The sequence below is a fragment of the Aestuariivirga sp. genome, from assembly GCF_047600585.1.
Classification (GTDB): Bacteria; Pseudomonadota; Alphaproteobacteria; order Rhizobiales; family Aestuariivirgaceae; genus Aestuariivirga.
Map to the genome: position 1 here is coordinate 1 of NZ_JASGKP010000001.1, position 12447 is coordinate 12447.

Genomic DNA, 12447 nt, shown 5'->3' on the forward strand with positions numbered 1-12447 from the left:
TCATCTCGCCCATGTCGCTCGCGATTCTGAACTCGGTGACGGCACCCGCCGGTATTCCACAGATCTCGCCCGCCTCGTCGTCGCCGACGCTCACCGCACTTGGCCGTGAAGGCAAGACCAACGGCGTGTTCTTCCGCACCATCACCTCGGATGCGCTGCAGGGCACGGCGGCGGCCAAATACGCCATCGACCAGGGCCTGAAGAAGATCGCCATCATTCACGTCAACAACGACTTCGGCGTGAACATGCAGAAGGAATTCGAGGCGGCCTACACCAAGCTCGGCGGCACCATCACCTCGGTCACGCCCTACAATGAAAAGCAGTCGAGCTACGCCACCGAAGCGAGTGCTGCCATGAAGGACGGGCCGGAAGCCCTCTACCTCATCAGCTATCCGGTCGATGGCGCAACGATCGCCCGCGCATGGATCTCGGGCGGCGGCCCCGCCAAGTTCCTGCTCAATGACGGCATGAACTCCGACGACTTCATCAAGGCCGTGGGCGCGCAGTACCTGAACGATGCCTATGGCACCTCGTCGGGCACCGCCGAGACGGAATCGACCAAGTACTTCTATGCCAACTACGAAGCCTTCTCCGGCGGCATCAAGCCCGATGCACCGGCGGCGGACCGTTCCTATGACGCGGGCGCGATTGCAGCCCTTGCCATCGCCAAGGCCGGCAAGCCTGACCCGGCGGCCATCAAGGCGGCGATCCCGCAGGTGGTGGCGGCGGACGGCACGCCCATCCACGCCGGCAAGGAGGAGTTTGCCAAGGCCCTCGGCCTCATCAAGGAAGGCAAGCCCATCCGCTATGAAGGCGTGATCGGCCCCATCTCCTTCGACCAGTACGGCGATATCACCGGTCCATTCCGCCTGTGGCGGATCCAGGACGGTGCGGTGAAGACCGTGGGCGAAATGAGCGCCGAAGAGGTCGACAAGGTGAAAGCCTCGCTCAAGTAAGAGCGTTCTGAAGATCATGAGACGCCACTCCTCACGGGGTGGCGTTTTGTTGTTCAGGCGATGGCGGCGGCGTTGACCACGAGCTTGGGGTTCAGCTTGCCGTCGAAGCAATCGAGGATGTTCTGGGCGGCGGCGAGCGACATGCGCATGGCGCATTCGGCGGTCAGCCCTGCATTGTGCGGACTGATCGTGACGTAAGGGTTCGAGAGCAGGGGATGGGCCGGGTCCGGCGGTTCCTGCACCAGCACGTCGAGGGCAGCCGCTCGGAGACGGCGGGTGCGGAGGGCGGCATCAAGAGCCAGTTCATCGACCACGCCGCCCCGGGCCGCATTGATGATGATGGCATCCGGCTTCATGTGGGCGAGTTCCGCAGATCCGATCACTGCGCCCTGTCCACCCGGCATGTGGACGGTGACATAGTCGGCTTTGGCCAGCGCCTTTGGCATGTCGGGTTCGGGCTCTGCGCCTGCCGCCGCCATCTGTTCGGGCGTGACAAAGGGATCGAAGGCAGCAACCGTCATGCCGAAGGCCTTCGCAAGTTCGCCGACCCTCCGGCCAATGCGGCCGAAGCCGAGGATGAGCAGGCGCTTGCCGTCGAGTTCCAGGGCATCGAAGCGATTGCGCTCGTTCCAGTTGCCCTGCGTGGCGGCGAGGTGATGGGCGACGGTGCGGCGGGCCGCTGACAGCATCAGCATCAGCGTGTGTTCGGCAACCGCCCGTGAGTTTACGTCGCCCACGATGGCGAGCGGGATGCGGCGGGCATTGAGGGTTGCCACATCGACCGCGTCGTAGCCCACGCCGTGGCGCGAGACGATCTTCAGCCGGGGCGCCATGGCGATCTCGGCGGCGGTCATGGGTTGGGTGCGGATCAGGATGGCATCCGCCTCCGGGAGATGCGGAACGTAGGCCTCCTTCGTCACCGCCTCCACCAGATCGACGGTGATGCCGGGGCGCGACCGCAACAGGGCGAGGCCCGCTTCATGCACCTTGCCTGCCACCAGCACGCGAAATCCAGCCGCCATCTTTCATTCCTGTCATTTTGCCTTCGCGGTGCCTGCCGCGACTGCGGGATTTGTGTTGCCTCTCCCCGCCCGGCGCAACATAATTTTTTTCAGACGGCTGCCGGCCGTGCGGCGATCGGGCGCGTCTTTGGCCATATCGCTTGCAGGCGCCACGGGGCCACAATAGAAACCACAGAAATGGCGAAAAGCCTTCCGGGAGGACCTGACATGCCGACAATCCGCTTGACCATGGCGCAGGCCCTGGTGCGCTATCTCATCAACCAGTTCACCATCGTGGATGGCGAGGAGGTGCCGCTCTTCCCCGGTCTGTTCGGCATCTTCGGGCACGGGAATGTCACCTGCCTCTCCGAGGCGCTGGAAGCGGTGAAGGATGTCTTCCCGACCTGGCGCGGCCAGAACGAGCAATCCATGGCGCTGGCAGCCATCGGCTTCGCCAAGGCGAAGCGCCGCCGCCAGATCATGGTCGCCACTTCATCGATCGGTCCCGGCGCCACCAACATGGTGACGGCTGCCGGTGTCGCCCACTCGAACCGCCTGCCGATCCTCATTCTCTCCGGCGACACCTTCGTCAACCGCCGCCCCGATCCCGTCATGCAGCAGGTGGAGCACTTCGGAAATCCCACCATCAACGTGAACGACTCCTTCAAGGCGGTGACACGCTACTGGGACCGCATCGTGCATCCCGAACAGATCCTCTCATCACTGCCGCAGGCGGTGGCGGTGATGCTCGATCCCGCCGATTGCGGGCCTGCCTTCATCGCCCTGCCGCAGGACATCCAGGAAGTGGCATGGGACTATCCCGCCAAGTTCTTCGAGAAGACCGTGCATGACATTCCGCGCGCGCGACCTGACCGCAAGCGCGTGGCAGAGGCGCTCAAGCTGCTCAAGGCCGCCAAGCGGCCACTCATCATCGCAGGTGGCGGCACGCGCTATTCGGGGGCCGAAGAGGTGGTTGCCCGTTTTGCCGTGGAGCATGGCATTCCCATCACCGAGACGATTGCAGGCAAGAGCACCGTGCCGCACGATCATCCCGCCTATGCGGGACCGATCGGCATCGTCGGATCCACCTCCGCCAATGCGCTCGCTGCGGAGGCGGACTTGATCGTGGCGATCGGCACGCGGCTCATGGATTTCACCACGGGGTCGTGGACGGTGTTCGGGGCCGATGCAAAGTTCATCTCCATCAACGCGGCGCGCTGGGATGCCACCAAGCATCGCGCACTCGCGGTGGTGGGTGATGCAAAGGAGACGGTTGAGGAACTTGCCACGGCCCTCAAGGGCTGGAAGGCGGATGCGGCGTGGACGAAGAAGGCCGTGAACCTGATGGCCGACTGGAACAAGGCTCTGGATGGCTATCAGAAGCCCACCAATGCGCCGGTGCCGACCTATGCGCAGGTCGTGGGCGTGGTGAACAAGAAAGCGGAGCCGCGCGATTACATGCTGACCGCGGCGGGCGGCCTTCCCGGCGAGACCATGAAGAACTGGCGCTGCAAGACCGCGAACTCCTACGATCTCGAATTCGGCTTCTCCTGCATGGGTTACGAGATCGCGGGCGGCTGGGGCGCCAAGATGGCCGATCCGACGCGCGATGTGATCGTGATGGTGGGCGACGGCAGCTACATGCTGATGAACTCGGACATCTATTCAACGGTGCTGACGGGCCACAAGCTGATCATCATCGTCTGCGATAACGGCGGTTACGCCGTCATCAACCGCCTGCAGAACTTCAAGGGCACGCCGAGCTTCAACAACCTGATCAAGGACTGCAAGACGGCAATCCCGCCCTTCAGCGTGGATTTCGTCAAGCATGCGGAAGCGATGGGAGCGCGGGCCCGCAAGGTGGAGAGCCTCGCCGAACTCGAACAGGCGATGGACTGGGCCAAGGCGCAGGACCGCACCGCCGTGATCTCGATCGTCTCCGATGCCTATACCTGGACGCCGGGTGATGCGCTGTGGGATGTGGGCGTGCCGCAGGTCTCCTCGCGCAATGATGTGAACGAGAGCGCGAAATATCAGGCCGACGTGCGCAAGAAGCAGCGCGTGGGCGTGTGAGGACTGGAACCGGCATGAAGGACCTCGGCATTGGTTTGATCGGCACGGGCTTCATGGGCAAGGCCCATGCCATCGCCTACCGCACCGCGCTTTCGGCGTTTCCGGACATTCCCGTGCCGCGGCTCGTGATGGTTGCGGATGTGACGGCCGAGGCGGCCGCGAAGGCGGCGCATCAGTATGGCTTCGAGACGTCCACCGCCGATTGGAAGCAGGTGATCGCCAATCCGGCTGTGCAGGTGGTCTCGATCACCACACCCAATTCTTTCCACAAGGAGATGGTGCTCGCGGCACTCGCCGCAGGAAAGCACGTCCATTGCGAGAAGCCGCTCTCGCCTACCCTTGCCGACTCCCTCGAGATGGTGGAGGCGGCGGAAGCGAAAGGTGTGTGCACGCAGGTCGGCTTCAACTACATCAAGAATCCGCTGCTCAAGATGGCGCGGGACATGGTGGCGGCAGGCGAGCTTGGCGTGATCACCGGTTTCCGCGGCATCCATGCCGAAGACTACATGCACGATCCGCAGAGCCCGTGGACGTGGCGCATCGATCCATCGGGCGGTCCGGGCGTGGTGGCCGATCTCGGCTCGCACATCATCGGCATGGCGCGCTTCCTGCTGGGCGGCATCGCCGAGGTGAATGCCGATATCCGCACGATCATCTCGAAGCGTCCCGTCGCCCGTGGTGCAACGGAGATGAAGGCCGTCGAGGTCGATGATGTGGCCCGCCTCCTCGTGCAGTTCGAGCGCGGTTGTGCCGGAACGATCGAGGCGAACTGGGTGCAGACCGGACGCAAGATGCAGCTCGCATTTGAACTGACGGGCGAGAAGGGCAGCCTTGTCTTCACCCAGGAGCGGCTGAACGAACTTCATTTCTACAAGGCAGGTGGAGACAGCCGGCAGATGGGCTTCACCAAGATCGAAGCAGGGCCGCAGCACGAACCCTACGGCGGCTTCTGCGTGGCGGGTGGGCATCAACTCGGTTTCAACGACCTGAAGACCATCGAGATGGCGGAGTTTCTCGGTGGCATCGCAAAGGGCAAGAGTGCGGGCCCCGATTTCCGCGAGGCCTACGAGATCCAGAAGGTTGTGGAGGCGGCCCTTGCCTCATCGCGGCAGCGGAGCTGGATCAAGGTGTGAAACTGCACCGTTCCCGGGAACCATCCCCGCGCGAAGTCATTAAGTCACCTGTGTGACAATGATCTGGAGGATGTTCCATGAAACCGACCATTTACGCGGCGCTGGTTGGTGCTGCCGCTGCTGTTTTTCCGCTCGCAGGTGCCCAGGCGGCGCCGGTGAGCCCCATGCCTGTTCCCATGATGGATGAAGCCTCTCCGCTGATGACGCCCGCCGCCGACAAGCGGATGCGTCACAATTGGGACCGCAAGCGTGACGGCCGTCGCTGCTCATCGCGCAATGGCAATTGCCGCCACTACCGCGGCGGCTACTGGTACGAAACGCCGTGGTGGACCCTGCCGCTGATCGGCGGCGCCATCATCAACGAGTTGGTGCACCGTGACCGTGGTTACAGCCGCCATGTGCAATGGTGTCTCGACCACTACCGTTCCTATAACATCCGCACCAACACGTGGGTGGCCTACAGTGGCGACGTGCGCGAATGCATCAGCCCGTACCGGTAACACCGGCTGCTGACTGATCTGGAAGGGCTTCGGCATGTCACGTGCCGGAGCCCTTTCCGTGCCGCGGCGCACCAGCCTTTCCTGCGGCGAAGGTGTCGCTGGCTCCACCTGCACGTGGCAGCTATGACTCCTCCTATGACGGGTGAACGCAGGGATTTGCTTCAGACAGGCGTGCTCTTCGTGGCCTTGGCGGGCCTCACGGGCGGGCTTGTGTTCTGGTGGCTCGGTGAGGATGCCACGGCCACACTGGTGTGGCGCATCGGCGTTGTGCCGGTGCTGCTGGCGCTTCTGTTCGAGATCGTTCGCAGTCTCCTGAAGGGTGAAGTCGGCCTCGACATCGTCGCGGCCCTCTCCATGTCAGCGGCACTGGCAACGGGCGAGACCCTCGCGGCTGCTGTTGTCGCCGTGATGTATGCGGGCGGCAGCTTTCTCGAAAGCTATGCCGAAGGCCAGGCCCGCCGCGCCATGCATGAACTCCTCGCGCGTGTGCCGCGCCATGCCACGCGCCATCGCAACGGCGGGCTTGAACAGGTGGCACTCGATGATGTCGCGCCCGGCGACAGGCTGCTGATCCGCCAAGGCGACGTGGTGCCTGTCGATGGTACGGTGATCTCCGAAACCGCCTTTGTCGATACCTCGGCACTGACGGGCGAATCCCTGCCGGTCCGCATGGCGCATGGTGCTTCGGCCATGAGCGGCTCCACCAACGCGGGCGAGGCCTTCGACCTTCTGGCGACGCGGATTGCGCGGGACAGCACCTATGCCGGCATCGTCCGTCTGGTGGAAGCAGCACAGCAATCGAAGGCGCCCATGTCCCGCCTCGCAGATCGCTGGTCGCTCGGCTTTCTGGCTGTCACGGTGGCTCTGGCCGGCGCCACATGGTGGCTGACGGGTGATCCCATCCGCGCCGTGGCCGTGCTGGTGGTGGCGACACCCTGTCCGCTCATTCTGGCGGTTCCCGTGGCGCTGGTCGCCGGCCTCTCCCGTGCGGCGACCTATGGCGTCCTGATCAAGGGCGCCAAGTTCCTGGAAAGCATGGCGCGAATCCAGACTCTCGTCCTCGACAAGACCGGGACGCTCACCGAAGGCCGGCCACAGATAGCACGGATCGAAAGCAAGCGCGGCCTGACGGAAAGCGAACTCCTGCGGCTTGCTGCAGCGCTCGACCAGGCTTCGCAGCATCCCATTGCCCAGGCCCTTGTTGCGGAGGCGCGGGCGCGGGCGCTGGTGCTGGCGGTTCCGACCGAGATATCGGAATTTCCGGGGGAAGGCGTCTCCGGCATGGTGGACGGGCGCGAGGTCGTGGTGGGTGGAGATGGCTTTGTCTCACGGCATGCGGGTCATCCGCCAGGTGCCCATATCGCCACGTCGGCCGGTTCGGTGCTGGTGGCAGTTGCCGTCGATGGCCATCTCGCGGGCTACATTCATATGGCGGATTCGCTGCGGACGGGAGCAGGACGCGTGCTCTCGGCCTTGCGCAGGAATGGGGTGCAGCGCATCCTGCTCGCCACCGGTGACCGCCGGGACGTTGCCGAACAGGTGGCGGCCTCGCTCAAACTCGATGGCCTGCACGCCGATCTCACGCCCGACCAGAAGGTGCTGCTGGTCCTCTCCGAGCGGAAGAACGGACCCGTCATGATGGTGGGAGACGGGGTCAATGATGCGCCGGCGCTGGCCTCTGCCGACGTCGGCGTCGCCATGGGGGCGCGCGGGGCTGCGGCGTCCGTGGAAGCAGCGGACGTCGTTCTTCTCGTCGATCATATTGACCGGCTGGTGCCGGGTCTTGAGATCGCGCGCGGCGCGCGGCGCATCGCGCTGGAGAGCGTCTCCGTTGGCATCGGTCTTTCACTCGTCGGAATGGTGGCCGCATCGCTGGGCTATCTGACGCCTGTGCAAGGCGCGCTGCTGCAGGAAGCCATTGACGTGGCGGTGATCCTGAATGCGCTGCGGGTTCTCCGCATTGTGCCGGTCGCGCCGGAGGAAAAGCCGGTCAGCGCGGAAGCCGGGGCGACATGATCGCCCGGCCCGTGAGTAGCAAGGCGATGAACACCACGACAGCAATGGCTGCGTGACCATACTCCCAGCGCAGGCGGAATTCTTTCCAGTCTGCGGGAATCTGAGTCCAATTCGACGTTGCGCCGTTGGCGGGGAACACCAGTCCGAAGAAGATGACGAGACTGATCACCGTGAGGACGGAAGACGCCCATGCGGCGCGCGCTGCAGTCGGGTCGATCCGTCTCAACCGGTGGCCGAGCAGGGCGTTGGCGCCGATGGCCGCAATGATGGGAACGGCGAAGAGCGCCCATCCCGCATAGATCTGTTGGACGGCGAAGTAACCCTCGTTCGACAACTGCATCTTGGCGGGCAACTCGAACAGGTGAGCGCCGCTTGGAATGAGGATCAGCGCCATGAGGGCGAGCGCAATCAGTTTGAGCCACATGAGAGTTGAATGCGGCCTCTGCCAGTGGGTTCCCTCCTGAACGCGGAACCTTTCGGGATGTCAGCAAGTTGGATCAGCATCCAAGAGAGGAGAATACCATGAATACCATGTGGCTTCTGCCGGTCTGGCTGCTCATTGCCCCGCTCGCACTGGCGATCATCGATCTTGCCATGGTGAACCGCGGTCATACCGCGCTTGCCCGCACCGAGTACCGCCCGCTGGCGTGAGACGGCGGAGCGACCTGAAGGTCCGGTTTGAACAATGAGGCCTTTTTTGCTTTGGTGCGGAACCGAAGCAGGAAAGGCCTTTTTGCGTGCTCAAGAACATTGCCAGTGAACTCAGTCCGGATCTCCTGTGGTGCCTTGCATCGATGGGCCACGGGGAAACCATCGTCGTCGTTGACCGCAATTTCCCTGCCCACGAGGTGGCGAAGAACACCTCCTCCGGCAAGATCATCGAGCTGCCCGGACTTGATGTGCCCGCTGCCTGTCGCGTCATGCTCTCGGTCATGCCGCTCGACGATTTCATTCCCTCGCCGGTTGCCTGCATGCAGGTGGTGGGCGAGCCGGAGAAGATTCTGCCGATGCAGCAGGAGGTTCACGAGATTGCTCTCAAGGCCGAAGCGCGGACGTTCCCCATGGAGCGGCTGGAACGCTTTGCCTTTTACGAGGCCGCCAAGAAGAGCTTCGCCGTGGTGCGGACCTCCGAGTTCCGTCCCTATGGCTGCTTCATCTTCACCATGGGCGTGATCTTCGACCGCCGCTAGAACACCGCATGGTCGCCGCGCTGCACGGTCTTCTCGCCGCGCAGGACCGCCGCATAGAAGTCCCGCAGTGTATCATGACCCGTGGAGGGCGTGGCGTCGGCATCATAGCGGCCGGTGGCCGGATCCAGCACCAGCATGGACTCCGTGGCGTAGTAGCGTCCGATGCGGGCAAGCTCCGCCTTTTCCCGCGCCTGCGGGACGAGCGTGCCGATGGCTGACAGCACGCGGATGATGCCATCGAGAAAACCCACCGGAACCCGTTTGACACGGGGCTCGCGGCCGAGAAGTTCAAAGAGCATGCCGGCCTGATCCATGGGCGTGATCGCGGGGCCCGGCCCGCCGATGGGCAGGATGCGGTTTTTCAGGGCATCGTCCTCGAGGCATGAGGCGAGGAACTGCCCGAGATCAGCGTCGCTGATGGGCTTGCAGGCGGTGAGCCTGCCATCGCCGAAGACCAGGAAGGGCTTGCCCGCCTTCACCCGGTCAATCTGGCCCGAGAGCGATTTGAAGAACGCTGTTGGCCGGACGATGGAATAGGTGAGGCCGGACTCGATCAGTGTCTGCTCGAAGGCAAGCTTGGCCTTCTGGAAGGCGAGGAGCGGCTTCTGCACGCAGATGGCCGAGAGCAGCACCATGTGGCTGACGCCCGCCTGGCGGGCGGCGACGAGGGCGTTCACGTGGGCCTGATGGTCGATGGCCCAGGCATCCCTTGGCGCCCCGGTCCGGGAGGCCATGCAGGACAGGAGCACATCGAACGGTTCGCCGCGGAAGCCGTCGCGGGCAAGCGAAAGCGGGTCGGTGACATCGCCGTGGCGGAGCGTCGTGGCGGGGAGGGTGGCCTTGCTGCCCCTTCTCAGGAAGCACACAACATCGTGGCCGCGCTCCACCAGGGCCTTGACGGTGGCTCGCCCGATCGTGCCGGTGGCGCCAAGCACCATCACGCGCCCGTGGCCTCTTTTTGCCATGATTTCAGGCGATCGTCCTTCACTCATGGCTTATGGTTTACAATCATTTACCGGCGCCCGCCACGCCCGACCGAGAAAAGTCCTTGCAAAACAGGCGAACCCGGGCCATATGGGCGATATCGAGTTTCGGCCGGTTGGCTTGGCTCTGCACTCCATATGCAAGTGTATTAGCTCCCCCTCTATACCAGAACGTCGATCTTCCTACCCCGTGCGCCTTATCCGCGTACGGACAACTACATTTGCATTTCTCTAGGAGTCTCTCATGCAAACAGGTACCGTTAAGTGGTTCAACACCGAAAAGGGCTATGGCTTCATTGCCCCGGTTGACGGATCCAAGGACGTTTTCGTCCACATCAGCGCCGTCGAACAGGCCGGCATGTCCACGCTCAAGGAAGGCCAGAAGCTGTCCTTCGACGTCGTGGCCGACCGCCGCACGGGCAAGTCGTCTGCTGGCAACCTCAAGGCTGCCTAACAAGATCTGAAACACATTTTCCCGGGAGCCACGGATGTACTGGCACCGGGGTGTTTCGTGCGAGCGCCGGTTTCTGAAGCCGGCGCTTTTGTTTTTGGCGGGTACTGACTGCGCCGCATCCCGCCCGCACTTGGCATGCTGCCCCTGGCCGTGCCATGCATCCCCTCACTGATCGTGAAGTGACGGAGGGCCTGACGTGGACGCGCCTGCATTTGATGTTCCAGCATTTGATGTGCCAGCATTTGATGTGATTGTCTGCGGCAGTCTCCATCTCGACATCGTGGTAGAAGCGAAAGCTCTGCCGCGCATCGACGAGACGGCGGTGGGCAGCGCCTGGAAGCAGGTATGCGGCGGCAAGGGCGGCAATCAGGCCGTTCAAGCGGCGCGGGCCGGCGCACGCACGGCGATGATCGGCCGGATCGGCCGGGATGAATTCGGCCGTACGTTGCTCGCCCATCTCACAACTGCGGGTGTTGATGTGAGCGGTGTTTCGGTCGACGACGCGGCCGGTTCCGGCATGAGTGTGGCCATCGTGCAGGAGGATGGCGACTATGGCGCCGTCATCGTTTCAGGGTCCAATCTCAAGATCGATACGGGCGCGCTTGCCTCGCAATGGGTAGCGCTCGGTGGCGCCAGGGTGCTGGTGCTGCAGAACGAGGTGCCCCATGCGGTGAATGTCGCCATGGCGTCCGTGGCGCGGGCGGCGGGCGCGCAGGTTCTGCTCAATGCGGCGCCGGCGCGTGACGTGGGCCGCGATCTTCTCGATCTTGTCGACCTTCTCATCGTCAACCGGGTGGAGGCGGAAATGCTGGCGGGACGCCCTGTCTCCGACAGGGCCTCGGCAACGGACGTGCTGTCGCGCTGGAGCCTGACGCCCGCCACGGTCATCACGCTCGGCGGCGATGGCCTTGTGGTGCGGACGGCGGCGGGGGACGTGACCGGGATTGCGCCCATTCCCGTCAAGGTCACATCAACCCATGGTGCGGGCGACTGCTTTGTGGGCGTGCTCGCCCGTGAGCTGGCGCGCGGCGCGGCATTGCCGGAGGCCTGCAAGACGGCGAATGGCGCCGCCGCCGCCTTTGTTTCGCGAGCCGCCGAAGCTTGAACTTCCTCTTGTGTTCTGATTGAAGGCAGTCATGTCGAAAGTATCGTTCCCCAGCTCATACAAGTATGCGGCCCGCCTCAACTCCTTCAAGAACAAGGCGGGCGGTGCTGCAGCACTTCCCGGTGTCCTGGGGCTTCTCTCCCGCGCCGCCACGGTGCCGGGACTCAACGCTGTCGATCTCAACTTCCCGGACCATCTCGAAGGCAATGACCTCAAGGAAATGAAGCGCCATCTCGATGGCCTCGGCCTTGCGGTCAATGGTTTCGCCATGCGCTACTACAGCGATCCCGGCTTCAAGATCGGCGCCTTCACCAATCCGGATGCCAGGCTTCGCCGTCTCGCCATCGACCAGACAAAGCGCGGCATCGACCAGATGCTGGAACTGGGCGGTTCGCTCATGACGCTGTGGATGGGGCAGGACGGTTTCGACTACTCCTTCCAGGCCGACTATGCCCGGCTGTGGGACCAGACGCTCGAGGCGATCTCGGAGGTGGCCGACCATGTGCCGACGTGCGAGGTCAGCATCGAGTACAAGCCGAACGAGCCGCGCAGCTTTGCCTTGATGCCCGATGTCGGCACCACCTTGCTGGCGATCCGCGAGATGGGGCGGAAGAATGTGGGCGTCACGATCGATTTCGCTCATGTGCTCTATGCCGACGAGATGCCGGCCTATGCGGTGGCCATGGCGGCGCGCAGCTCGAAGCTGTTCGGCGTTCACCTGAACGACGGCTATGCCAAGCGCGATGACGGGCTGATGGTGGGCACGGTGCATCCCGTGCAGACGCTCGAGCTCATCTACGTGCTGGAAGAGATCAAGTATGACCGTCCCATCTATTTCGACACCTTCCCCGATACGACGGGGCTCGATCCGGTGGAAGAATGCAAGGCCAATATCGCCACGGTGGAAGCCATGCGCGAGGTTGTGCGGAAACTGCAGGCTGACAACCGCTTGAAGCAGTCGGTTTCAGCGCAGGATGCGGTGAGCTCCACGAACATCGTGCGGGAGGCGCTCTATGGCTCCCGGAAGGAATCCTGA

General features: G+C 63.6%; 13 protein-coding genes. 10 read left to right on the forward strand and 3 right to left on the reverse strand.

Features of this window, described 5'->3' with window-relative positions:
• Positions 1-956 (forward strand): ABC transporter substrate-binding protein (locus QM801_RS00005; protein WP_415017159.1); only part of this gene is annotated, 956 nt, incomplete at its 5' end.
• A 53-nt stretch (positions 957-1009) separates the two neighbouring features.
• Here the strand turns inward: QM801_RS00005 and QM801_RS00010 are convergent.
• A complete protein-coding gene (locus tag QM801_RS00010; RefSeq protein WP_415017160.1) occupies positions 1010-1978 on the reverse strand; it encodes a hydroxyacid dehydrogenase in 969 nt (322 codons plus the stop codon).
• 207 nt (positions 1979-2185) lie between these two features.
• Between QM801_RS00010 and iolD the strand changes: the two genes are divergently transcribed.
• From iolD to QM801_RS00030, 4 genes are all read left to right on the forward strand, one after another.
• On the forward strand, positions 2186-4030 hold the full coding sequence (iolD, locus tag QM801_RS00015) for a 3D-(3,5/4)-trihydroxycyclohexane-1,2-dione acylhydrolase (decyclizing) (protein ID WP_415017161.1): 1845 nt from the start codon (positions 2186-2188) through the stop codon (positions 4028-4030).
• 14 nt (positions 4031-4044) lie between these two features.
• On the forward strand, positions 4045-5163 hold the full coding sequence (locus QM801_RS00020; protein ID WP_415017162.1) for a Gfo/Idh/MocA family protein: 1119 nt from the start codon (positions 4045-4047) through the stop codon (positions 5161-5163).
• A 77-nt stretch (positions 5164-5240) separates the two neighbouring features.
• The gene (locus QM801_RS00025) at positions 5241-5663 is read left to right on the forward strand and encodes a BA14K family protein (RefSeq protein ID WP_415017163.1); all 423 of its coding nucleotides are present in this window, start codon (positions 5241-5243) and stop codon (positions 5661-5663) included.
• 135 nt (positions 5664-5798) lie between these two features.
• Entirely contained in the window at positions 5799-7679 is a 1881-nt protein-coding gene (locus QM801_RS00030; protein ID WP_415017164.1) for a heavy metal translocating P-type ATPase, read from the forward strand.
• Here the strand turns inward: QM801_RS00030 and QM801_RS00035 are convergent.
• Positions 7654-8103 (reverse strand): DUF1772 domain-containing protein, encoded by a 450-nt coding sequence (locus QM801_RS00035; protein WP_415017165.1) that lies wholly within the window; start codon positions 8101-8103, stop codon positions 7654-7656. The two genes, QM801_RS00030 and QM801_RS00035, sit on opposite strands and share 26 nt — an antisense overlap.
• 98 nt (positions 8104-8201) lie before the next feature.
• Between QM801_RS00035 and QM801_RS00040 the strand changes: the two genes are divergently transcribed.
• Both QM801_RS00040 and QM801_RS00045 read left to right on the forward strand, forming a co-directional pair.
• The gene (locus tag QM801_RS00040) at positions 8202-8330 is read left to right on the forward strand and encodes a hypothetical protein (protein ID WP_415017166.1); all 129 of its coding nucleotides are present in this window, start codon (positions 8202-8204) and stop codon (positions 8328-8330) included.
• Between the two features lie 86 nt (positions 8331-8416).
• On the forward strand, positions 8417-8869 hold the full coding sequence (locus QM801_RS00045) for an RbsD/FucU family protein (protein WP_415017167.1): 453 nt from the start codon (positions 8417-8419) through the stop codon (positions 8867-8869).
• Here QM801_RS00045 and QM801_RS00050 read toward each other — a convergent pair.
• Entirely contained in the window at positions 8866-9804 is a 939-nt protein-coding gene (locus tag QM801_RS00050; protein ID WP_415020864.1) for an NAD(P)H-binding protein, read from the reverse strand. The genes QM801_RS00045 and QM801_RS00050 overlap by 4 nt on opposite strands.
• Positions 9805-10096: 292 nt before the next feature.
• Between QM801_RS00050 and QM801_RS00055 the strand changes: the two genes are divergently transcribed.
• The 3 genes from QM801_RS00055 to QM801_RS00065 all read left to right on the forward strand — a co-directional run bounded on the left by QM801_RS00055 (position 10097) and on the right by QM801_RS00065 (position 12447).
• The gene (locus tag QM801_RS00055) at positions 10097-10306 is read left to right on the forward strand and encodes a cold-shock protein (protein ID WP_415017168.1); all 210 of its coding nucleotides are present in this window, start codon (positions 10097-10099) and stop codon (positions 10304-10306) included.
• 196 nt (positions 10307-10502) lie between these two features.
• Complete coding sequence (locus QM801_RS00060) at positions 10503-11411, forward strand: PfkB family carbohydrate kinase (protein WP_415017169.1); 909 nt, start codon at positions 10503-10505, stop codon at positions 11409-11411.
• A 31-nt stretch (positions 11412-11442) separates the two neighbouring features.
• Complete coding sequence (locus tag QM801_RS00065; RefSeq protein WP_415017170.1) at positions 11443-12447, forward strand: TIM barrel protein; 1005 nt, start codon at positions 11443-11445, stop codon at positions 12445-12447.

What these genes read in the sequence shown, in the direction of transcription:
- QM801_RS00025 (WP_415017163.1), top strand. Translation starts at nt 5,241, where the DNA reads ATGAAACCGACCATTTACGCGGCGCTGGTTGGTGCTGCCGCTGCTGTT.
- QM801_RS00040 (WP_415017166.1), top strand. Translation starts at nt 8,202, where the DNA reads ATGAATACCATGTGGCTTCTGCCGGTCTGGCTGCTCATTGCCCCGCTC.
- QM801_RS00065 (WP_415017170.1), top strand. Translation starts at nt 11,443, where the DNA reads ATGTCGAAAGTATCGTTCCCCAGCTCATACAAGTATGCGGCCCGCCTC.
- QM801_RS00035 (WP_415017165.1), bottom strand. Translation starts at nt 8,103, where the DNA reads ATGTGGCTCAAACTGATTGCGCTCGCCCTCATGGCGCTGATCCTCATT.
- QM801_RS00030 (WP_415017164.1), top strand. Translation starts at nt 5,799, where the DNA reads ATGACGGGTGAACGCAGGGATTTGCTTCAGACAGGCGTGCTCTTCGTG.
- QM801_RS00020 (WP_415017162.1), top strand. Translation starts at nt 4,045, where the DNA reads ATGAAGGACCTCGGCATTGGTTTGATCGGCACGGGCTTCATGGGCAAG.
- iolD (WP_415017161.1), top strand. Translation starts at nt 2,186, where the DNA reads ATGCCGACAATCCGCTTGACCATGGCGCAGGCCCTGGTGCGCTATCTC.
- QM801_RS00010 (WP_415017160.1), bottom strand. Translation starts at nt 1,978, where the DNA reads ATGGCGGCTGGATTTCGCGTGCTGGTGGCAGGCAAGGTGCATGAAGCG.
- QM801_RS00055 (WP_415017168.1), top strand. Translation starts at nt 10,097, where the DNA reads ATGCAAACAGGTACCGTTAAGTGGTTCAACACCGAAAAGGGCTATGGC.